This window comes from Hydrogenophaga sp. L310, from assembly GCF_055703065.1.
The window spans coordinates 258,203-278,396 of record NZ_JBVPZA010000004.1; the positions used below are offsets into that span (position 1 = coordinate 258,203).

General features: G+C 61.3%; 17 protein-coding genes. 6 read left to right on the forward strand and 11 right to left on the reverse strand.

All coding sequences use genetic code 11. From position 1 onward, the window contains the following. Positions 1 to 2: 2 nt before the first annotated feature. The 3 genes from AC0GNO_RS09960 to AC0GNO_RS09970 are packed head-to-tail and all read right to left on the reverse strand — an operon-like array spanning position 3 to position 2,394. Entirely contained in the window at positions 3 to 683 is a 681-nt protein-coding gene (locus AC0GNO_RS09960; protein ID WP_472887101.1) for a type IV pilus inner membrane component PilO, read from the reverse strand. Between the two features lie 11 nt (positions 684 to 694). Beyond that, positions 695 to 1,318, reverse strand: coding sequence for a PilN domain-containing protein (locus AC0GNO_RS09965; protein ID WP_472887100.1), 624 nt, complete (start codon positions 1,316 to 1,318; stop codon positions 695 to 697). After that, positions 1,315 to 2,394 (reverse strand): pilus assembly protein PilM, encoded by a 1,080-nt coding sequence (locus AC0GNO_RS09970; protein ID WP_472887114.1) that lies wholly within the window; start codon positions 2,392 to 2,394, stop codon positions 1,315 to 1,317. The genes AC0GNO_RS09965 and AC0GNO_RS09970 overlap by 4 nt, the downstream gene beginning before the upstream one ends. A 270-nt stretch (positions 2,395 to 2,664) precedes the next feature. Between AC0GNO_RS09970 and AC0GNO_RS09975 the strand changes: the two genes are divergently transcribed. Continuing rightward, entirely contained in the window at positions 2,665 to 5,082 is a 2,418-nt protein-coding gene (locus AC0GNO_RS09975; RefSeq protein ID WP_472903882.1) for a penicillin-binding protein 1A, read from the forward strand. On the opposite strand, the gene cyaY is transcribed toward AC0GNO_RS09975, so the two are convergent. Continuing rightward, positions 5,072 to 5,401, reverse strand: a complete 330-nt coding sequence (gene cyaY / locus AC0GNO_RS09980) for an iron donor protein CyaY (protein WP_305360185.1) — start codon at positions 5,399 to 5,401, stop codon at positions 5,072 to 5,074. The genes AC0GNO_RS09975 and cyaY overlap by 11 nt on opposite strands. 72 nt (positions 5,402 to 5,473) lie before the next feature. On the opposite strand from cyaY, the gene lptM reads away from it, so the two are divergent. Then, positions 5,474 to 5,629: an LPS translocon maturation chaperone LptM gene (gene lptM, locus AC0GNO_RS09985; RefSeq protein ID WP_472887098.1), complete on the forward strand. Its 156-nt coding sequence runs from the start codon at positions 5,474 to 5,476 to the stop codon at positions 5,627 to 5,629. A gap of 64 nt (positions 5,630 to 5,693) precedes the next feature. After that, a complete protein-coding gene (gene lysA, locus AC0GNO_RS09990; protein ID WP_472887097.1) occupies positions 5,694 to 6,992 on the forward strand; it encodes a diaminopimelate decarboxylase in 1,299 nt (432 codons plus the stop codon). 19 nt (positions 6,993 to 7,011) lie between these two features. On the opposite strand, the gene AC0GNO_RS09995 is transcribed toward lysA, so the two are convergent. The 5 genes from AC0GNO_RS09995 to AC0GNO_RS10015 form a co-directional block, all read right to left on the reverse strand. Beyond that, positions 7,012 to 7,665, reverse strand: a complete 654-nt coding sequence (locus AC0GNO_RS09995) for a protein-methionine-sulfoxide reductase heme-binding subunit MsrQ (protein ID WP_472903883.1) — start codon at positions 7,663 to 7,665, stop codon at positions 7,012 to 7,014. Between the two features lie 77 nt (positions 7,666 to 7,742). Continuing rightward, on the reverse strand, positions 7,743 to 8,741 hold the full coding sequence (gene msrP, locus AC0GNO_RS10000) for a protein-methionine-sulfoxide reductase catalytic subunit MsrP (protein ID WP_472903884.1): 999 nt from the start codon (positions 8,739 to 8,741) through the stop codon (positions 7,743 to 7,745). 142 nt (positions 8,742 to 8,883) lie between these two features. Continuing rightward, entirely contained in the window at positions 8,884 to 10,245 is a 1,362-nt protein-coding gene (gene ccsB, locus AC0GNO_RS10005; protein WP_472903885.1) for a c-type cytochrome biogenesis protein CcsB, read from the reverse strand. Next, complete coding sequence (locus tag AC0GNO_RS10010) at positions 10,242 to 12,371, reverse strand: cytochrome c biogenesis protein ResB (protein WP_472903886.1); 2,130 nt, start codon at positions 12,369 to 12,371, stop codon at positions 10,242 to 10,244. Before AC0GNO_RS10010 ends, ccsB begins: the two co-directional genes overlap by 4 nt. A 174-nt stretch (positions 12,372 to 12,545) precedes the next feature. Then, the gene (locus tag AC0GNO_RS10015; RefSeq protein ID WP_472887113.1) at positions 12,546 to 13,160 is read right to left on the reverse strand and encodes a c-type cytochrome; all 615 of its coding nucleotides are present in this window, start codon (positions 13,158 to 13,160) and stop codon (positions 12,546 to 12,548) included. Between the two features lie 97 nt (positions 13,161 to 13,257). Here AC0GNO_RS10015 and yihA point away from each other — a divergent pair, with 97 nt between their 5' ends. After that, the gene (gene yihA, locus AC0GNO_RS10020; RefSeq protein WP_472887092.1) at positions 13,258 to 14,043 is read left to right on the forward strand and encodes a ribosome biogenesis GTP-binding protein YihA/YsxC; all 786 of its coding nucleotides are present in this window, start codon (positions 13,258 to 13,260) and stop codon (positions 14,041 to 14,043) included. A gap of 44 nt (positions 14,044 to 14,087) precedes the next feature. On the opposite strand, the gene AC0GNO_RS10025 is transcribed toward yihA, so the two are convergent. Together AC0GNO_RS10025 and AC0GNO_RS10030 are read right to left on the reverse strand one after the other, a co-directional pair. Next, on the reverse strand, positions 14,088 to 15,014 hold the full coding sequence (locus tag AC0GNO_RS10025; protein WP_472903887.1) for a lysophospholipid acyltransferase family protein: 927 nt from the start codon (positions 15,012 to 15,014) through the stop codon (positions 14,088 to 14,090). A gap of 30 nt (positions 15,015 to 15,044) precedes the next feature. Next, the gene (locus AC0GNO_RS10030) at positions 15,045 to 15,926 is read right to left on the reverse strand and encodes a lysophospholipid acyltransferase family protein (protein ID WP_472903888.1); all 882 of its coding nucleotides are present in this window, start codon (positions 15,924 to 15,926) and stop codon (positions 15,045 to 15,047) included. Positions 15,927 to 16,155: 229 nt separating this feature from the next. Here AC0GNO_RS10030 and metK point away from each other — a divergent pair, with 229 nt between their 5' ends. Together metK and AC0GNO_RS10040 are read left to right on the forward strand one after the other, a co-directional pair. Continuing rightward, positions 16,156 to 17,340, forward strand: coding sequence for a methionine adenosyltransferase (gene metK / locus AC0GNO_RS10035; RefSeq protein ID WP_472887089.1), 1,185 nt, complete (start codon positions 16,156 to 16,158; stop codon positions 17,338 to 17,340). A 554-nt stretch (positions 17,341 to 17,894) separates the two neighbouring features. After that, positions 17,895 to 19,961 (forward strand): PAS domain-containing sensor histidine kinase, encoded by a 2,067-nt coding sequence (locus AC0GNO_RS10040; RefSeq protein WP_472903889.1) that lies wholly within the window; start codon positions 17,895 to 17,897, stop codon positions 19,959 to 19,961. Positions 19,962 to 20,194: the final 233 nt, after the last annotated feature.

Consider the following 20,194-nt stretch of genomic DNA (forward strand, 5'->3'; position numbering starts at 1 on the left):
GCTCATTTGGACGCGCCCTTAGTAGTGGCTGCTTTTTGCTGCAGCTCGATTTCCTCTTGATCCAGATACCGGAACGTTTTGGCTGTGCAGTCCATGGTCAATGTACCATCCCGGTCCCTCACAGGAGCAAGGGACAGATTGTTCAAAGTCACGATGCGAGAAAGTTTTGCAATGTCCGCTGCAAAAAGACCAATGTCGTGATACCCACCCGTCACGCGCACAGCGATTGGAAGTTCCGCATAGTACTCCTTCACCGAGACCTGACCTGGGCGAAACAGCTCGAATTGCAAACTGCGACCCAAACCAGCCTGGTTGATATCAGACAACAAGGCATCCATTTCTGCCTTGCTGGGAAGTTGCTTTTCCAGTTGATTAACGTATTGTTGAACCTGTTCAAGCTGCTTCTTCAGCGCATCCAGATTGACCGCCTGAACCAGTTTTTTTCGATAGTCTTCTCGCAACTGCTGTTCGCGGGTTTGCTCAGCCAGCAACTCCTCATCAACAGCCTTTAGCCAAAAAAACCAAAGACCAGCAATAACAGCGGCGCAAACCAATACGTAGAGAAGATTTCGCGGCAGCGATGGCCAGGAAGAAGGATCGTTGGGATCGAGACCGGAAAACTGCCTCTGAAGCGTATCCTGAACCGACTTGAAATCGAGGTTGATGGTAGGTGATAGAGCCATGATTACCCCGATCAGACTTTTCCTGGTGCTGGAGACGTTGCTCCCGCAGCACCCTGCCCAACGGCATTCGAACCAGTGGGGCGATTGAGAGCCACTCTGATCTTGAAATTCGATACCCTGCGTTGCTCACGGTTTGAAACGGTTGCGTTGGCTGCAACGATTTCGATCAACTCAGGCTTCCCGAGCCAGGACGAGTTGTTCGCAAGATTTCGCAACAACTCAGAAACCCGTTCTTGTGATTGGGCCACGCCTTCCAGCAAGACGCTTTGATTTTCTTGCTTCATGCTTTTCAGATAAATACCGTCGGGCAGCTGCGCCACCAGCTCGTCAAGCAGGTGTACAGGCATGTTTCGATCCGCCTGAAGATCCTCCACAGCGGTTTGCCTCGCCCGCAGAGAAGCAATTTGCGCCTGAAGGCTTGCAATATCCTTGATTTCAGCATCCAGCTCTTTCGTCTTGCTTTGAAGAAACGAATTCCGTTGCTGCTGCTCCGCGATTTTCCCTTGATACCATGTGAATACCGCACCGCAGATGATCCCTCCAAGCAGGGCAGACAGCCCCAGCTGTGTAAAGAACTGTTCTTTCTGCCTTTTTCGCGCTGCCTCTCGATGAGGTAGCAAATTGATCAAAATCATTGGTAAAACCTCCGCAACGCCAAGCCAGTGGAGGTTAGATAGGATGGAGCTTCACGCGCGATCTTTCGCGCCTGTACGCCGGAAGCCATTTCCATACCATCGAACGGATTGATCACCATGCAGGCAAACGAAGTCTGATGAGTGACCCCTTCGATCAAGCCAGGCAATGCTGCACTGCCTCCGGCCAGTAAGATGTGATCAACCTTGTTGTAGGGGGTGCTGGTGAAGAAAAACTGCAACGCACGTCCGATTTCTTGCGCCATACTTTCAATAAATGGCTCCAGCACAGCCGAGCGATAATCATCAGGCAGATCGCCTGATCGCTTTTTGGCCTCAGCCTCGTCCGCGGAAAAACCATACTGGCGCACGATCAATTGCGTCAGCTGGGCGCCTCCGAAGGCTTGATCGCGTTCATACAACACGTCATCGTTGCGCATCACCTGCATGCTGGTGGTCAGGGCACCCACCTCAAACAAGGCCACAAGAGAGTCCACGCCTTGATTGGGCAGCGTCTCGATGACCCGCCCTGCCGCCATCCGGGAAGCATAGGGTTCGACGTCCATGATGACCGGCTTGAGGCCGGCGGCCTCAGCGAGACCCTGTCGGTCAGACACCTTTTCCTTGCGTGAAGCTGCGATCAAAACCTCGGCATCTCCGACCGAGTTGGCGCTCGGCCCCACCACGCAGAAATCGAGACTGACTTCATCGAGCGAGAAAGGGATGTATTGGTTGGCCTCCGACTCGACCTGCACCTCAAGCTCTTTTTCAGACAGGCCACCGGGAAGAACGATTTTTTTGGTGATCACAGCCGATGCAGGCAACGCCATCGCCACGTTTTTTGTTTTGCTGCCACTTTTGCGGACCACCCGGCGCACAGCTTCGGCCACTTCATCGAACTTTTCGATGTTCCCATCGGTGATCCACCCTCGCTCCAAGGGCTCGATGGCACAACGCTCCAACACCAGATCACCTGAACGATTGCGGCTCAACTCGACCAGCTTGACACTGGAAGAGCTGACGTCAATGCCCAACAACGGTGCCGGATCACGGCTGAAAAACGACCCCAATGAGATCAAGGTGACCCCCAAAAAATAGAAGCGCGGCAAGGCGCCAGACTTAAGATTTCACTTGAATGCTAGCAGCAAGCCCCTTGTGCAGCAAAGATTTTCTACCTTTGACACAAAAGAGAACGTTGCCAAAAGCATACGCAAACCCACCACTCCCGGCGGACAGGCATCACGCAGAAAGAGAAGAAACACACAACAACTCACAATATCCGCTTCTGCGCTGACATCTTCACCGCAGGCCGATTTTTATAATCAGCCTCCCTCGCCCTGACTGTTCGCATGCCCCAACACGATCCCGCCACATCCCGCTCGTCCGAGCCAACCCCCTCCAAGAAAGCTGGTTTGCTGGCGTGGCTTGGACGCGCTCTTGCAGGTTTGACAGGGTTGTTGCTGGCAGCGTTGCTCACGCTCTTTCTGGGTGTGGGGATCGGACTGGCCGTGGCCTACCCCAACTTGCCAGATGTGGGTGCGCTCGCCGATTACCGCCCCAAACTGCCCCTTCGGGTGCTGACAGCCGACGGGCATCTGATCGGGGAATTCGGCGAAGAACGCCGCAGCCTTCTTCCCATCAAAGAAATTCCGGATGTCATGAAAAATGCCGTTCTCGCGATAGAGGACGCCCGCTTTTTCGAACACGGCGGAGTCGACTATCGGGGCATGCTCCGGGCAGTGCTGGCCAATCTGGGGCAGGCGAAAAGCCAGGGAGCATCCACCATCACGATGCAGGTAGCCCGAAACGTCTACTTGTCGGCAGAAAAGAGCTACACACGCAAGATCTATGAAGTACTGCTCACGTTCAAGCTGGAATACCTGCTGAGCAAAGAGCAGATACTTGAGATCTATATGAACCAGATCTTTCTGGGTCAACGAGCCTATGGCTTTGCCACTGCGTCACAGACCTACTTCGGCAAGCCGCTCAAGGACGTGAGCATCGCCGAAGCCGCCATGTTGGCAGGACTGCCCAAGGCACCCTCGGCGTACAACCCCATCTCCAACCCCAAGCGCGCACGCGCCAGGCAACTCCACATCATCGAGCGCATGCTCGAGAACAAATTCATCACCGCCGAACAAGCCCAAGAAGCCAAGGTCGAAGAACTCAAACTTCGACCGGTGGGCGGACCGGTACGGGTTCATGGTGAATTTGTTGCCGAGATGGTTCGCCAGTCCATGGTGGCCCAATACGGTGAGGAGGCCTACACCCGCGGCCTGACCGTCACCACCACGCTTCAATCCAGCGAGCAACAAGCCGCTTACCAGGCACTGCGAAAGGGTATCCTGACCTACGAGAGCCGCCAGAAGTACCGTGGCCCCGAGTTCTTCGTCAACCTGCCGACAGACAATGCCGCACGCGAGGATGTGATTGATGGCGTGCTGGCGGAGCACCCCGACAACGGCGACCTGCTCTCGGCCGTCGTGCTTGAAGCCGGACCTCGCAAGGTGGTGGTGGTTCGCCAGGATGGGGAGCCCTTTGCGATCACAGGCGCCGGCCTGCGCCCCGTGCAATCGGGTCTTGCGGAAAAGGCCGCCCCTTCCATCAAGCTCCGTCCGGGGGCCGTGGTCCGAGTGGTCAGGATTTCGGCAACCGAGTGGCGCATCAGCCAGTTGCCCGAGGTCGAGTCTGCCTTCGTGGCGATGGATCCCAACACCGGCGCTGTGCACGCGCTGGTCGGTGGCTTCGACTTCCAGAAGAACAAGTTCAACCATGTGACCCAGGCTTGGCGCCAGCCGGGCTCCAGCTTCAAGCCCTTCATCTACTCCGCCGCACTTGAAAAAGGTCTGACACCCACGACCGTGGTGAACGACGCACCGCTTTTCTATAGCGCCGAGCAGACAGGCGGAAAGCCCTGGGAACCCAAAAACTACGACGGACAGTTCGAAGGCCCGATGTCGGTACGCCGCGCGCTGGCCAAGTCCAAGAACATGGTGTCGATCCGGGTGCTGCAACTCGTTGGAACGAAAAGCGCGCAGGAGTGGATCGCCCGATTCGGTTTCCCGCCGGAGAAACATCCCCCCTACCTGACCATGGCCCTCGGCGCTGGCGCGGTCACCCCGATGCAGATGACCACCGGTTTTGCCGTGTTCGCCAACGGGGGGCATCGTGTCACACCCGTCCTGATCACCCGAGTGGTCGAACAACGGGGAAAGGTGCTGTTTGATACGCCACCCGCAACGGTGGACACCTCGCGCCAGGTCATCGATGAACGCAACGCCTTCATCATGAACAGCCTGCTGCAGGAGATAACGCGAACCGGCACGGCCGCGCGTGTCCAGGCAACGCTGAAACGCCCCGACCTTTACGGAAAGACTGGCACCACCAACGACTCCATGGACGCCTGGTTCGTGGGCTACCACCCCACACTGGTGGCGACGGTTTGGGTGGGGTACGACACGCCACGCAATCTGGGCAGCCGTGAAACGGGTGGCGGCCTGAGTCTGCCGATCTGGATCGACTACATGACCGAAGCGCTCAAAGGGGTACCGGTGGCCGAGTACAAACCGCCATCGGGCGTGATTCGCGTCGGTGGCGACTGGTACTACGAGGAATTTGGCCCTGGCCAGGGCGTGCATGGCCTCGGTTTGCGGGATCCTTGGCCCGGCCGCCCGGTTGAAAGCGACCCCACACCTGAAGAGATGGCCAGCCCACCGAACGATACCGAAGAAGACCGGCGCACGATCCTCGATCTGTTCAGGAACTGAACGTCAGTGGCTGGCCCGCCTGCTCGGTTGCACAACGTGACAGGTGTGAGAAAAACTCGCCCTGGCCTTTGCTGTCCATCCACTGGGCCCCGTCGTACCTGTAGTGAAAGCCACCCGCACGGGCCGCCATCCAGACCTCCTGCAGCGGTTTCTGCAGATTCACGATGATCTGGCTGCGGTTGGCAAAGGTCAACGTCACCATGCCGCCCACGCGCTGGTTGTCAATATCCGCCGTTGTCTGATCATTGATGCGGTCGCAAGCCAGTTCAATGGCGGTGAGCAAGGCCTCGGCGCGATCCAGATACTCGATATCGGTCATTACAATGCACCCACTATGAAGATGCATCGAATTCTAGGCGCAGCATTCGCCAATGTCCGTGTCGCGGGTTGCATGGCCCTGATCGCTCTGAGCTTGGCGGGTGCCGGTTGTGGGCAAAAGGGGCCGCTCTACCTGCCCAGCACGCAACCCGATGCACGGCCTGCCACGCCCTATCCGGCCACCCTCCCCGCTGCAACGGACACGCTGGACGAGACTCCGCAGCGCTGAAACCCATTTTGCAGCAGGCACCGGCTGCGGTTGTTCGCGGCCACCGAGCCGCCCTGATTCCACCATGCACACCTTGACCGGTTCATCCGCCCCGTCGCTGCCTCCCGGCTTCAGCTACCAGAGCGATCGACTCACGATCGAGGGCATCGCGCTGGATACGCTGGCCACGCAGTACGGAACACCCTTATTTATTTACAGCCGTGCGGCCATGCTCGATGCATTGGCCGCGTACCAGCGCGGACTCCAGGGGCGCGAGCACCTGATCTGCTACGCCATGAAGGCCAACTCGAATCTGGCCATCCTGCAGACCCTGGTGCAAGCTGGCTGCGGTCTCGACATCGTCTCTGGCGGCGAGCTGGAACGTGCTTTGGCCGTTGGAGTGGAGCCAACGCGCATCATCTTCTCCGGTGTTGGAAAAACGTGCGCTGAAATGCGCCGCGCGCTGGAAGCCGGCATCGGCTGCTTCAACGTGGAGAGCAACGCCGAGTTGGACGTGCTCGATGCGGTTGCGCAGAGCATGGGCCTGCGCGCGCCTGTGAGCGTGCGCGTCAACCCCAATGTGGACGCCAAGACCCACCCCTATATTTCGACCGGCCTCAAAGACAACAAATTCGGCATCGCGCACGAAAACGTGCTCGCCACCTACCGACACGCCGCCAGCTGCGCCGGTTTGCGAGTGGTCGGTATCGATTGCCACATCGGGTCGCAGATAACCGACATCGATCCTTATCTGAACGCCCTGGATCGCATGCTGGACCTGGTGAGCGCGATCGAAGCCGCCGGGGTACCACTCGAACACCTGGATCTGGGCGGTGGCCTGGGCATCAACTACCAGGGTGAAACCCCGCCAGCGGCCGATGTGCTCTGGCAACGCTTGCTGGAAAAACTTGATGCCCGAGGCTATGGCCAGCGCAAGCTGGTCATCGAGCCGGGCCGGTCCTTGGTGGGCAACGCGGGCGTCTGCCTGACCGAGGTGCTCTACCTCAAGCCGGGTGAACACAAGAACTTCCTGATCGTGGACGCGGCCATGAACGACCTGCCGCGCCCAGCCATGTACCAGGCCTTTCACCAGATCGTGCCACTGTCGCCGCGCCAGGACGTTCCCCCCACCACCTGGGACGTCGTCGGCCCGGTGTGTGAAAGTGGTGACTGGCTTGGGCGCGACCGGCGTCTGGCGGTGCAGGCGGGTGATGTGCTCGCGGTGATGTCCGCTGGCGCCTATTGCATGAGCATGGCCAGCAACTACAACACGCGTGGCAGGGCGGCCGAGGTGCTGGTCGACGGCGACCATGCAACGCTGATCCGGTCACGAGAGACCGCAGCCGATCAGTTCCGCAACGAAATGCTGATCTCTGCCACCTGAGCCACCGGCCCGCACGCGTTCAAGGCGTTGGCCGGCCGCTGGGTCGCCAGCGCCGCCACACACGCCAGCCCAGCAACGCTGCCAACAGAACCGCGTAAACACCCACCTCCGCGAAGTCGTTCTTGCCGCTGCGCATCCAGAAAAAATGCAGCACCGCCAAGCAAGCCACGGCGTACACACTTCGGTGCAGCAACTTCCAGCGCGCCGCCCCCATCGCCCGGATGGCCCGATTGAACGAGGTGGCCGCCATGATCATCAGCAACACCCAACTGCCAAAGCCGACCAGAATGAAGGGCCGCTTGGCCAGATCGGCCAGCAGGTCGCGCCACTCGAAACCCATGTCGAACCACGCGTAGGCCGTCAGGTGCAGGCTGGCGTAGAAAAACACAAACAAACCCAGCATGCGGCGCAGGCGGGCCAGCGCGGGCCACGCCGCCAACACCCGCAACGGCGTCACCAGCAACACCAGCACCAGCGCTCGCAGGCTCCAGTCGCCCAGTGACCGGATCAGGGCTTCGGCCGGATTGGCGCCAAGCTGGTCGTTCCATGCAGCCCAGAACAGCCAGACCGCCGGCAGGCTGCACAAAATGAAAAACAGGGGTTTGGCAACGCGGTGCGAGAGCCACCGGTTCACGAGCGGCCCTGCCTTGCGCGGCGTGGTGGCCGAATCCACCAACCCAGATCGGTTCGCGGGGACAGAGGGCAGTCGAACGTCCACGAGAGCGGCTTTGCGGATGAACGGTCCGGGGGTCAGAATGACTTGCGCAGGTCCATGCCGGCGTACAGCTGTCCCACCTGTGGCTCATAGCCATTGAACATCAGGGTCTTGCGGCGTTTGGCCAACAGGCCACCCTCTTCTCCAATGCGCCGTTCCGTGGCCTGGCTCCATCGCGGGTGTGCCACATCGGGATTCACGTTGGAGTAAAAGCCGTACTCCTGCGGCGCTGCGATGTTCCAGGCCGTGCGCGGCTCCTTGTCGGTGAACCGGATGTTCACCAGCGACTTGCCGCTCTTGAAACCGTATTTCCAGGGAACCACCAGACGCACAGGGGCACCGTTCTGGTTCGGCAACACCTCGCCATACATGCCAAACGCCAACAGCGTCAAAGGATGCATGGCCTCGTCCAGACGCAGGCCTTCGACATAAGGCCACAGCAGCACATTGGAACGCAGGCCCGGCATGGTGTCCCGATCGGCCTGGGTCACGAACTCCACATACTTCGCGCTGCCCAGCGGCTGCACCGCCCGGATCAACGCAGCCAGCGAATAACCCACCCAGGGAATCACCATGGACCAGCCCTCCACACAGCGCAGCCGGTAGATGCGCTCTTCCATGGGGGCCAGCTTGAGCAGCTCCTCCAGCCCGTAGGTTTTGGGCTTGTTCACCAGGCCCTCGACCGACACCGTCCAGGGGTTCGTCTTCAGCGATTTCGCGCGGGCTGCGGGGTCCGACTTGTCGGTGCCGAACTCGTAGAAGTTGTTGTAGGTGGACGCGTGCTCGTAAGCGGTGACCTTTTCCACCGTTGATGCCCCAGGCAACGCGGAAGAGGCGCCCGCCAGCGCAGCGAGCTTGCCGGGTCGGGTAACAGCGGCGAGGGCGTCTCGTGATGCCCAACCAGCCAGCGCCGCACCGCCAGCTCCCAGGGCCAAGTGCTGCAACCACTCCCGCCGCCCCAGATAGGTGGACCGGGACGTGATTTCGCTCGAAAAGGGATGGTGGTACCCGGTGTCGGCAGAACGGATGATCATGGAAGGCTCCTGTGGTTCACGTCAGTCGTAGGAGCCGGCCATTTCTTACCAAGTTCCTGACGGCGTCATCGAGCCCTCGCCCGAACCGGATTCTTCATCGCCCGCATCCAGAAGGGACACGGGCTTCAGGAACGGCAGGACCTCACAGCTCGCCGTAGCTGTGCAAGCCCGAGAGGAACATGTTCACCCCCAGGAAAGCGAAGGTGGTGACCGCGAGCCCCACCAAGGCCCACCAGGCCGCCACGGTGCCACGCAGGCCCTTCATCAGGCGCATGTGCAGCCAGGCGGCGTAGTTCAGCCAGACGATCAGGGCCCAGGTTTCCTTCGGATCCCAGCTCCAGTAGCCGCCCCAGGCCTCCGCCGCCCAGAAGGCACCCAGCACGGTCGCGATGGTGAAAAAGGCAAAGCCGACCGCGATGGCCTTGTACATCACATCGTCCAGCACCTCGAAACTCGGCAGTCGCTCGGCAATGCGACGGCGGCCGAACAGGATGGTGGCCACGATCAGCGCCGAAATGCCGAAATACACAAACCAGTAGCTGCCGCCCTTTTCCGCAGCCGAAGTCCGAAAGACGATGGGTTCAAAACACAGCACGATGCCCAGCAACCACAAGGGCGCGAGCTTGTACCAGCGCGACTCACTGGCACTCTGCTTGATCAGGTAGGCAAAAGCCAGCATGGCCGAAATGGCAAACGTGCCGTAACCAATGAAGTTGGCGGGCACGTGGAGCTTCATCCACCAGCTCTGCAACGCGGGCACCAGCGGCTGGATCTCGTGGGCTTCGCGCACCACGGTATACCAGAGCAGAAAGCCCACGGCCGCGCTCACCACCAGCATCACGAAGGCGCCCATCGAACGGGTGTTGTACTGCTCTTCGTAATACAGGTAAAAGGCCGCCGTCATCCAGCAGAACAGCACGAAGACCTCATAAAGGTTGCTCACCGGGATGTGACCAATCCCGACACCAATCTGGTGGCTCTCGTACCAGCGCACCATGGTTCCCACCAGTGCCAGCGTCACGGCCACCCAGGCCAGGCGCGACCCCAGGCTTTCGAATGCATTGCCTGCGCGCGTGAACATCCCCACCCAGTAGAAGATGGTGCTCATGAAGAACAGCACACTCATCCAGAGAATGGCTGACTGGCTGGAAATGAAATACTTGAGCATGAACACCTGTTCAGCGCGCGCCAGGCTCGCCGTGCCTTCCGGCGTCTGGTACAGCGAGATGGCCAGCAACGACAGTGCCGCCACCACCACCATCAGCACACGCAGGGGGCGCCAGAACCAGCCCAGCCAGATGACCGCGGGGACGGCACCCGCCAGAATGGCTTTTTCATATCCGTCCATGGCCGGGCTGTAGCGCATGAAACTCCACACCGCGCCCGCTACCACGAGGACAGCGAACAGCCAGTCCCACACATTGCGGCGGGCGAAATAGCCGGGTTCCAGGCCCGAGCCATTCTGGCCCCGCTTGAGTTCAAAAGTCTGGGTAGCGGTATTCATGAGGGCACCTTCAACAACTGGGACTTCAACATTTCAAACTCCTGATCGGCTTCCATCGTCTTGCGGTTGGACGAGAGCGCCATCGTGGCCTGCGATTGCCCTGCGCCCGCAGGCGAGAGCCACACCCACACGCGCCGTTCGCGCACATAGAGCATGACGAAAACACCCAGGATCAGCAAGCCGCAGCCGAGGTAGACGATGCTCTGGCCGGGCGCGCGCGCCACCTGGAACACACTCGCCTGTACATGTTCAAAATCCTTGAGCTGAAAGGTCATCGGGGCCGGGTAATAAAAAGCATCGCTCAGACTCATGACGGCGTGCGTCATGAATTGCTGCGTAGCTTCGCTGCGCTCCAGCGGCTGCAGGCCGGCACGTTCACGACTGACCTGCAACAGCTCGAACAGCGTTCCATTGAGGATGCGCACCAGCACATCGCTGGCGCGCTCGCGCTCTGCTTCGGGCACGTTGTTCTCCAGAAACGCCGACACCGCTTGCAATCCCCCTTTGATGGGCGGGTTCCCCACCGCCGCTTCAGGGATCTCGGCGCCGGCAAACAGACCGATCGCCCGTCCGGCAGACGCCTGCAGGGCTTCGGCGAGTTCGGTGCGCCCCGCTTCGACCGCGGAGACCGCGTAGCGGCGCACGGCCAGTTCGCGCAACACCGGATCGGCGAGTGCCGAACGCAGGCGCACAAAACCATCGATGCTGTCCTGCTCGTCGGCCGGGATGCGCAGGTACCGGAAGGGCTCGGACGGCGTTTCACGCATGCCAAAGAGGAACATGCGGGAACCATCGATCTCCATGGGTAGCATGTAGTTGTTGTATTCCACCGCCTGGCCCGCCGCGTCGCGCAGCTTGTAGCTGAAACTGGGGCCCACGTTGCGCAGGGTTTTTTCGGCACCCGGCTTGTGCCCCGAACCGAGGCGGCTCTCGATCGAGCTGCGCAGGTCAACCTTGCGCACATCCGTGCCCGATGCTTCGCCCTGGTTCGCAAAGTTCTCCACGTTGATCACGCGCAGGCCGGTGTACTCCAGTGTGAGCTTCTGGTCCCCGTTGCTCAGCGCGGACGTGCCACCGATCACGCCCGACACCTCGAACGCCTTGGCCGGCCCGTTGATGGGCACAGCCTGCAGATTGACGCGCGAACCGCCATCGTCGAAGCTGGACTGGTAAATGTTGATGCCGCGGTGGCTGGCGGGATGGTTCACTTCAACCCGCGTCTCCTTTTTCTCACCCGTCTCGTGATCGTGGATCACGATGTCGCTGGCAAACAGCCTCGGCATGCCGGTGTCGTAGTACTCGACAATGAATTTCTTGAGTTCGACCGAAAACGGCAGATCCTGCAGCAGCACGCCATCGGACTGGGCCAGGATTGCGGTGCCCGCCGTGGTGCCCTCGGTCACCAGCAGGTTGCCCCGGAACGTCGGGTTGCTGGGAGAAAGGCGGTGCTGAGGGGCCACATCGGCAATCAGGCCGCCACCCGTGAACGGCGTCTTGCCGTTGAACCACATCTGGGCACGCACCACCAGATCGCCATCGAGCAGGCCACCGAGGCACACCAGCACAATCGCGCTGTGTGCCGCCAGATAGCCGATCTTGTTGGTCGATCCCGCCTTGGCGGCCACCATCCAGCCAGTACCGCCCGCGCTTTCCCGCGACTGCAGCTTGACCTTCCAACCAGAACCCAGCAGGGTTTGACCGATGCGGTTGGCCGCTGATTCGGGCGTTTCAGGCAGCGCGCCTTCGGCCCGATGCGGAAAAGCCTTGAGACTTTGCTCGCGGATGTTTTCCTTGTAGGCCTTGAAGTCCACCAGGATCTTGGGCGTGTTGCGCGCGATGCACAGGCTGGTGCTGACCACCAGAAACGCGAGGATCAGCAGAAACCACCACGCACTGTAGACCGTGAACAGCCGGGCACTGCCAAACACATCGGACCAGAACGGGCCAAATTGGTTGACGTAGTTGTTCAGGGGCTCGTGTTGTTTGACCACGGTCCCGATGACCGACGCGATACAGATCACCGTCAGCAGCGAGATCGCAAACCGCATGGAGGACACCAGCTCAACCAGTTGACTGGCGAAGCGTGACCCGGTACGGATCTGCAGGCCTTGGGTAGATACAGTCATTTAGGCGTCGTAAAAAACAAACAGGGCGGATCTGGAAGAACCCAGAACGCGCCCTGATGTGATGCTTTGTTCGTGTGGCGGTTCAATGCAATGTTCGATAAACCCGCATTGTGAGGCCAAATATTAACCAACGCTTATATCCCCGAAGACACCGGGGGCTAAGCACGTGACCGGTCAGCGCAAGCCCGCGATGTAGTCAGACACCGCCTGGATTTCGCGGTCGTTCATTTTGGCTGCCACACCGGTCATCTGGATGTGGTTGGCGCGCGTGCCGTCGCGGAAAGCCTTGAGCTGGGCAGCGGTGTAACCGGCATGCTGCCCTTTCAGGCGCGGGTACTGCGAGGGAATGCCGGCGCCAGTGGGGCTGTGGCAACCCGCACAAGCCGCAATCTGGCGATCAGCGATACCGCCGCGGTAGATGCGCTCACCCAGTCGAACCAGATCCTTGTCCGTCGCGAAGCCTTCGCGTGCCTTTTGATCGGCCAGCCACCAGGCGATGTTGCGCATGTCATCATCGGACAGCGCCGCGACCATGCCCTGCATGATCGGGTTGGCCCTTTTCCCAGACTTGAATTCCTGCAGCTGCTTGACCAGGTACTCTGGATGCTGCTGCGCCAACATCGGATTCTCCGGCGTCACCGAATTCCCGTCGGCTGCGTGGCAGGCCACACAAACCTGCCCATAGGTGGCGGCACCCTTGGCAACATCGGGTTTGACCGACTGCGCATGTGCACTGAACGACAGGGCTGCAGCGGCAACCACGCAAAGGAAAGAAACGGGCAATTTCATGTCGGGGCGGCGTCGGCAACGACGCGTCGGTTTGAAGAAGTTCGCGGCTTTCGGGCCGTACAGCATTCGATTTTACAATGCCTCACAGGATACCCAAATGACTCAAGTCAAGAATACCGCCACCGCCTCGGACACCACCCCATCCAGCACCCCCAGCGTGCAGGGTCCCGAGGGCGCCCAAAACGCAGAGCGTCCCGATATCAAGAGCCTGCACGGCTGGCTGCACACCGCCCGATTCCTCACGACGGCGCCCCAGCTGGAACACCTGCCCACGCTGGATGTTCCCGAGGTGGCTTTTGTGGGTCGCTCCAATGCCGGCAAATCCACCTGCATCAACACCCTGACCCAGCAAAAGCGCCTGGCTTTTGCATCGAAGACGCCTGGACGCACGCAAAGCATCAACCTGTTCTCGCTGGGCAAGCAGGGGCAGACCGACGCCGTGCTGGCCGACTTGCCGGGTTATGGGTACGCGGCGGTGCCGCGCGAAGCCAAGCTGCGCTGGCAGCGCGTGATGGGCAACTACCTCATGACGCGCGAAAACCTCAAGGCCGTGGTGTTGCTGTGCGACCCCCGCCTGGGTTTGACCGAACTCGACGAAATCCTGCTCGACGTGATCCGCCCGCGGGTACAAAGCGGCCTGAAGTTCGTGATCCTCTTGACCAAGTCGGACAAGCTCACGCGTGCCGAGGCCAACAAGGCCCTGTCCATTGCGAAGCTGCAGTGTGGCGGTGGTGAAGCCCGCCTTTTTTCCGCGCTCAAGAAGCAGGGGCTGGACGAGATGGCGCGGCTCCTGTGGGACTGGACCCATGGCGAGGCCGTGGCGCCCATGGAGCCAGCCGCCGAAAAAGCGGTGGAAGACGACGAGCCTCCGGCGCTCGACTGAGCCGACTGGGCAGAACCCGCCGTCAGTCAGGCCTTCACCGGCGTTCAGCTCCGTGCATAGGGCGACGCTTCGCCGGCCGGTCGCGTCTTGAAGCGCTTGTGCACCCAGTAGTACTGCTCGGGCATGGTGGCGATCATCTGCTCCAGGCGCTGGTTCATCAACGCGGTGTCGGCCACCGCGTCGCCGCCGGGATAACCATCCCAGCCCGGTAGCACCTCCACGTCGTAACCACTGGGTGTCATCCTGCTGATGACCGGCACCACGCGCGCACGCCCCATCTGGGCCAGCCTCGGCAGGGTGGGCACGGTGGCGGTGCTCACACCGAAAAACGGCACGAACACCGACTCTGCCGGTCCCATGTCCATGTCCGGCAAGAGGTACAGCACCTCCCCCGCGCGCAGTGCCTGCACCAGCGAGCGCATGCTCTGGTGCTTTTCGACCAGCCTGACTGAGCCGTACCGCAGCCGACCCGCCCGAATCCATTGATCCACGGCCACATTGCGTTGACGGGCATACAGGCTGATGAACCTGCGCGGAAACCCCAGGGCCAGTGCGGTTCCGCCGGCGTCCAGTCCTACAAAGTGCGGCGCGAACACCAGAATCGGCCCGTCGGTGGCCAGTTCATGGACCGCCCCGACCAGCCTCAGGCGGCGCCGGGTCACCGCTTCACTGGCTTCCCAGACCCAGCTCCGGTCCAGCCAGGATTGCGCGAAATACACAAAATGCCGGCGCACAGCGCGGTTGCGCTCAGCCTCGCTGTCCTGAGGGAAACACAGCGCCCAGTTGGTGCGGGCAATGCCCCGGCGCCGGCCCGCCACCGAGTGGAGCAACTGCCCCGACAGCCACCCCAGGCCGCGCACCCATGGCAGAGGCAATTTGGCCAGCAGGCGCATGAAACCCACGCCCAGTCGACCACCCCAGGTTTTGGAGCCCGATGGACTGTGATGAGTTGGGGGAGGGGTTGTGGACATGAATGACGGCGGTGAGCACCGGGGGACGTTTCAGCGCCGGGGCGCGGCGCCGGTGTCCGGGGACTCGGGTTGACGGGGTTGCTTGTAGCGGTCGTACGACCAGAGGTATTGCGCCGGCGATTCTCGCACCAGCGACTCCATGACCTGATTGATCTGCAAAGCGGCCGTTTGCGGGTCGCTGCTCAGACCCTCCTCAGCCAGACCCGGGAAGGGGCGCACATGCACCAGGAAGCCGCGGCCCCACGAGAGCCGCTCGCCCCAGATCAACACCGGCTGCACGCCCGGTGTCCGTGCCAGGCGGGCCGACAAGGTCATGGTGTAGGCCTCACGCCCGAAGTACGGCGCCCACACGCCTTGGCCCGCGGGCGGCACCTGATCCGGCAGCAGCCCCACGGCCTGCCCGGTCTTGAGCGCCTTGATGAGCTGTTTCACGCCGGCCAGCGTGGTCGGCGCCGTCAACAGGCCCGGACGCTCCCGGGAATGGGCCACCAGATCCCGCAGCCAGGGTTGGCGCGACGGGCGAAACAGCACGGTGGTGGTCATGCGGTCACCGAAACGCTGTGCCACCGCCTGCGCCGTGATTTCAAAACAACCCAGGTGCGGTGTCAGGAACAGCACGCCAGAGCCGTGGGCCATCGCCGCTTCGATCAGGGAAGCCCCTTCCCAGCCCACCTTCATCGGGGCTCCCAACCACAACCGGGTGGTTTCTACGGCCATCTTGCCCGCTTCGCCCACCGAAGCCAGCGCCACCCCGCGGGAAAAACCGGCCTGGCGAACATGGGCCATCAAGCGGCGCCGGTAGCGGGGCGACAGCAGAAAGCTCAGCCAGCCCACCACCCAGCCTGCAGCGTGCAGCACAGGCAGCGGCATGAGCGAGAAAAAGCGGAAAAGCAGTTGAATGAAGACGGTCACGAATTGCTCAAGAGGCCTGCATGGCCGTCGAAATATACCGGCGATGGGCATACACCCGTTGCTTGCGTCAGGCCATGAACAGAGCAGGGGCCACAGAAAACCGTTTGCCCTAAAATCCCGTCATCGCCGAGTTACTGAACTAATTGCGGGGCGATTCACAAATTTCGCTAAAGCGTTCGCCGAACCCAGAAGACCGGCAACGCCGATCAACCAACTCTGGAGTTTATACATGGCGAACGACTTTCTCTTCACTTCCGAATCCGTCTCAGAAGGCCACCCCGACAAGGTGGCTGACCAGATTTCCGACGCGATTCTCGATGCAATCTTCAAGCAGGACCCGCGCAGCCGCGTGGCCGCCGAGACCCTGACCAACACCGGCCTCGTGGTGCTGGCGGGCGAGATCACCACCAACGCGCACGTCGACTACATCCAGGTCGCGCGCGACACCATCAAGCGCATCGGCTACGACAACACCGAGTACGGCATCGACTACAAGGGTTGCGCCGTGCTGGTGGCCTACGACAAGCAGTCGAACGACATCGCGCAGGGCGTGGACCACGCGTCCGACGACCACCTGAACACCGGCGCCGGCGACCAGGGTCTGATGTTTGGCTACGCCTGCGACGAGACGCCCGAACTCATGCCCGCACCGATCTACTATGCGCACCGCCTGATGGAGCGCCAGGCCCAGCTGCGCAAGGACGGTCGCCTGCCTTTCCTGCGACCCGACGCCAAGAGCCAGGTGACGATGCGCTATGTGGACGGCAAGCCGCACAGCATCGACACCGTGGTGCTGTCCACCCAGCACAGCCCGGACCAGAGCGAAAACCAGCACCAGATGAAGGCCAGCTTCACCGAAGCCATCATCGAAGAAATCATCAAACCGGTACTGCCCAAGGAATGGCTGCAGAACACCAAGTACCTGATCAACCCGACAGGGCGTTTCGTCATCGGCGGCCCACAGGGCGACTGTGGCCTGACCGGCCGCAAGATCATTGTCGACACCTACGGCGGCGCCTGTCCGCACGGCGGTGGCGCGTTCTCCGGCAAAGACCCCAGCAAGGTCGATCGCTCAGCGGCCTACGCCGCGCGCTACGTGGCCAAGAACATCGTCAAGGCCGGCCTGGCCAAGCAGTGCCAGATCCAGGTGGCCTACGCCATTGGCGTGGCCAAACCGATGAACGTGACGGTCTACACCGAAGGCACGGGCGTGATTCCGGACGAGGCGATCGCCGCGCTCGTGAGCGAGCACTTCGACCTTCGCCCCAAGGGCATCATCCAGATGCTCGATCTGCTGCGCCCGATCTACGAAAAGACAGCCGCCTACGGTCACTTCGGCCGAGAAGAGCCCGAGTTCGCCTGGGAGCTGACAGACAAGGCGCAGGCGCTGCGCGCAGCGGCCGGACTCCAATAAATCCATCGACCACCCTGACCATCCGGGGACTTGCCCCGTGTCGGGCAAAGCCCATGCCGGGGCTCCACCGTGGCTGCACGCAACCCAGTCTGCGCCAGGGCATGAGCTCGTTTACTGAACATGCGTCCCACGGTTTCTCGACTCACGCTGCCCAGGCCAGGCTCCTGGCGTGCGGCGTGTCGAGTTCCACCATCCTCCAGCGCTGGCGGCCTGTGGGGCGCCGAACATGCCAGCTCAGTCACACGTGCTTCTGCGTCCGAGTCGTACTGGCGAGGCCGCGCCGGCACATGACAATACCCCCGTATATCGATTGGCGATGTCCGAAGTGTGTTCCTGTTTCTTGAGTTACGTGTTCCTATCTCAGGGTGGCGGATCTGTCAGCAAGCACCAGCAATCAACCGGAAGCCTTCACGTACCTGCCCCGGGGGGTGCTGGAGCGAACACTTGTAACCCCAGCGCTACAGGCGCAGACTCTTCTGGGTTTTCAGCATGGTGACCGATATCATGAACAGATGATTCTTGCTGTGCATCGCATCGACTTGGAGCTTTGAACCATGAAAAACCCTGACCGCCCGGACCGGAACGACAACGCCATCCCCGAACTTGAGCGGCTGGTGGCCGAGCGCACCCAAGCACTGGAGCAGGCACTGGCCCGTGCCCAGGCGCTCTACGAACAAGCCCCCTGTGGCTACCTGTCGCTCGACGGTGAGCTGCGCTTGGTCAACATCAACCAAACCCTGTTGAACTGCCTGGGCTACGAGCGCGAAGAGGTGCTCAGCAAACTGGATCTTCTTGCCCTGGTCGATGCGTCGTGCCGCACGCTGTTGCAGACACGCATGGAATTGCTGCGCCATTCAGGCCGCAGCGAGCCCATGGAAGTCGAAATCCGCCGCAAGGACGGCAGCCAGTTCCACGCCCTGTTCTTGTCCACCGCCGTGTTCGACGAGCAGGGACGATTCCTGCACACCAACACCAACGTGATGGACATCAGCGACCGCAAGGCGGTTGAGCTGCGGGTGGCCGCCCACAACAGCTTCCTGCAGAACATCACCGACCGTATTCCGGTGCGCCTGGCCTACTACGACAAAGATCTGATCTGCCGTTTTGCCAACATTGCCCACGCCAGCCGGTACGGCAAACAGCCGAACGAGATGGTGGGCACGCACCTGAGCCAGTTTGTGCGCCCCGAACTGTTGCCCGAAATCCTCCCGCACGTGGCCGAGGCGCTCAGTGGAAAACCCCACAGCTTCGAGGCCGAGCGTGTGGACAAGAACGGCTCGCTCAACTATTACGAAATCCACTACATTCCGGATTTTCGCTACGGTGAAGTCGAGGGTATCTTCATCGAACTGCACGACATCACCGAACGTCGGCGCACCGAGGAGTTCGTGCTGGAAGCCAACCGCGACCTCGAAGAGCGCGTGCGTGAGCGCAGCGCCGAGCTGTTCCAGAGCGAGCAACGCTACCGCCTCATGGTCGATGCCCTCCAGGACTACTGCGTCTACTTCGTGAACGAAGACGGCGCCGTGACCGATTGGACCGAGAGCGCACAGCGTTTGCATGGCCATACCCGCTCGCAGATGCTGGGCAAACCCTACTCGCAACTGCTGGCCGCCGCCGACGCAGGCGAGGAAGCGGTCGATCCGGCCCAGGCGTTGCTCTCGGCCAAGGCCCACGGCCAGTGGGAATCCCGGGGCTGGCAGCTGCGCAACGATGGTTCGCGCTTCTGGGCCCACACGGTGCTCACCGCTTTGCGCAACGAGGCAGATGAACTGCAGGGCCTGTCCTGCATCACGCGCGACATGACCGCGGCCAAAAGCCTGGAGGATGTGATGAAGGACCTCAATCACGAACTCGAAAAGCGTGTGGCAGAGCGCACGCACGAGCTGGTAACGGCCAACAAGCATCTGGATGTGTTCTCGCACATGGTGTCTCACGACCTGCGTGCGCCCCTGCGCCACATCGCCAGCTTCGTCAGCCTGCTGCAGGAGCAGATGGGCGAATCCAGCGACGGCCTGGCGCTGCAATACCTCAACTCGATCGCAAAGGCCAGCAAACGCATGAGCATCATGATCGAAGGCCTGCTCGAATACGCGCGCCTGGGGCGGGTTGCCATCGAGTCGCAGCCGGTGCCACTGGCGCCGCTGGTCGGTGGCGTGATTGCGCATCTGAAACAGGAAAACCCCACCCGTTCCATCGAATGGGTGGTGGAGAAAGATCTGCCGATCGTGCGTGGCGACGCCATGTTGCTGGCCGAGGTGTTCAGCAACCTGCTGAACAATTCGGTGAAATACACCCGCCCCCGCGAACACGCCCGGATCGAAATCGGCTGGAAGGTCGATCCGGTCAACGGTCGCACCTTCTACATCCGCGACAACGGTGTGGGCTTCGACCTGGAGAAAGCACACAACCTGTTTGTGATGTTCCAGCGGCAACACCACTCCATGGACTTCGAGGGCACCGGCACCGGTCTCGCGCTGTCCCAGCGCATCATCGAACGCCACACCGGTCGCATCTGGGCCGAAACCGCCTCCGGTGAAGGCTGCACGTTCTACTTCACCCTGCCGTTCGAGGGCCTGGAGCCCGAACTGGACTCCCCCACACCGGAACTGGCGATCTGACGGAGCACGTTCCTGAGACCGGCGGGTTCGCACCACCATCGTGGGTACGTGGACCCAGCCGGTCCAACTGCCGTGCCGTCTCACCGTTGCTGGCCACCACCGGCTGCATGTGACCTCCATCGCTGGCCCCATTTTGATCTGGCTGCGCCGACGCAACTCGCTCCGCCACTGGGGCAGGTCCGGGAAAATTGCTGGAGCAGCCATCTTCCACGCGTGTCCGGCGACGAACTGCA

Coding starts and splice junctions, on each gene's coding strand:
- AC0GNO_RS10040 (WP_472903889.1), top strand. CDS start 17,895: ATGAAAAACCCTGACCGCCCGGACCGGAACGACAACGCCATCCCCGAA.
- AC0GNO_RS09975 (WP_472903882.1), top strand. CDS start 2,665: ATGCCCCAACACGATCCCGCCACATCCCGCTCGTCCGAGCCAACCCCC.
- AC0GNO_RS09965 (WP_472887100.1), bottom strand. CDS start 1,318: ATGATTTTGATCAATTTGCTACCTCATCGAGAGGCAGCGCGAAAAAGG.
- ccsB (WP_472903885.1), bottom strand. CDS start 10,245: ATGAATACCGCTACCCAGACTTTTGAACTCAAGCGGGGCCAGAATGGC.
- AC0GNO_RS10015 (WP_472887113.1), bottom strand. CDS start 13,160: ATGAAATTGCCCGTTTCTTTCCTTTGCGTGGTTGCCGCTGCAGCCCTG.
- lysA (WP_472887097.1), top strand. CDS start 5,694: ATGCACACCTTGACCGGTTCATCCGCCCCGTCGCTGCCTCCCGGCTTC.
- msrP (WP_472903884.1), bottom strand. CDS start 8,741: ATGATCATCCGTTCTGCCGACACCGGGTACCACCATCCCTTTTCGAGC.
- AC0GNO_RS09960 (WP_472887101.1), bottom strand. CDS start 683: ATGGCTCTATCACCTACCATCAACCTCGATTTCAAGTCGGTTCAGGAT.
- metK (WP_472887089.1), top strand. CDS start 16,156: ATGGCGAACGACTTTCTCTTCACTTCCGAATCCGTCTCAGAAGGCCAC.
- cyaY (WP_305360185.1), bottom strand. CDS start 5,401: ATGACCGATATCGAGTATCTGGATCGCGCCGAGGCCTTGCTCACCGCC.
- AC0GNO_RS10010 (WP_472903886.1), bottom strand. CDS start 12,371: ATGACTGTATCTACCCAAGGCCTGCAGATCCGTACCGGGTCACGCTTC.
- lptM (WP_472887098.1), top strand. CDS start 5,474: ATGGCCCTGATCGCTCTGAGCTTGGCGGGTGCCGGTTGTGGGCAAAAG.
- yihA (WP_472887092.1), top strand. CDS start 13,258: ATGACTCAAGTCAAGAATACCGCCACCGCCTCGGACACCACCCCATCC.
- AC0GNO_RS10025 (WP_472903887.1), bottom strand. CDS start 15,014: ATGTCCACAACCCCTCCCCCAACTCATCACAGTCCATCGGGCTCCAAA.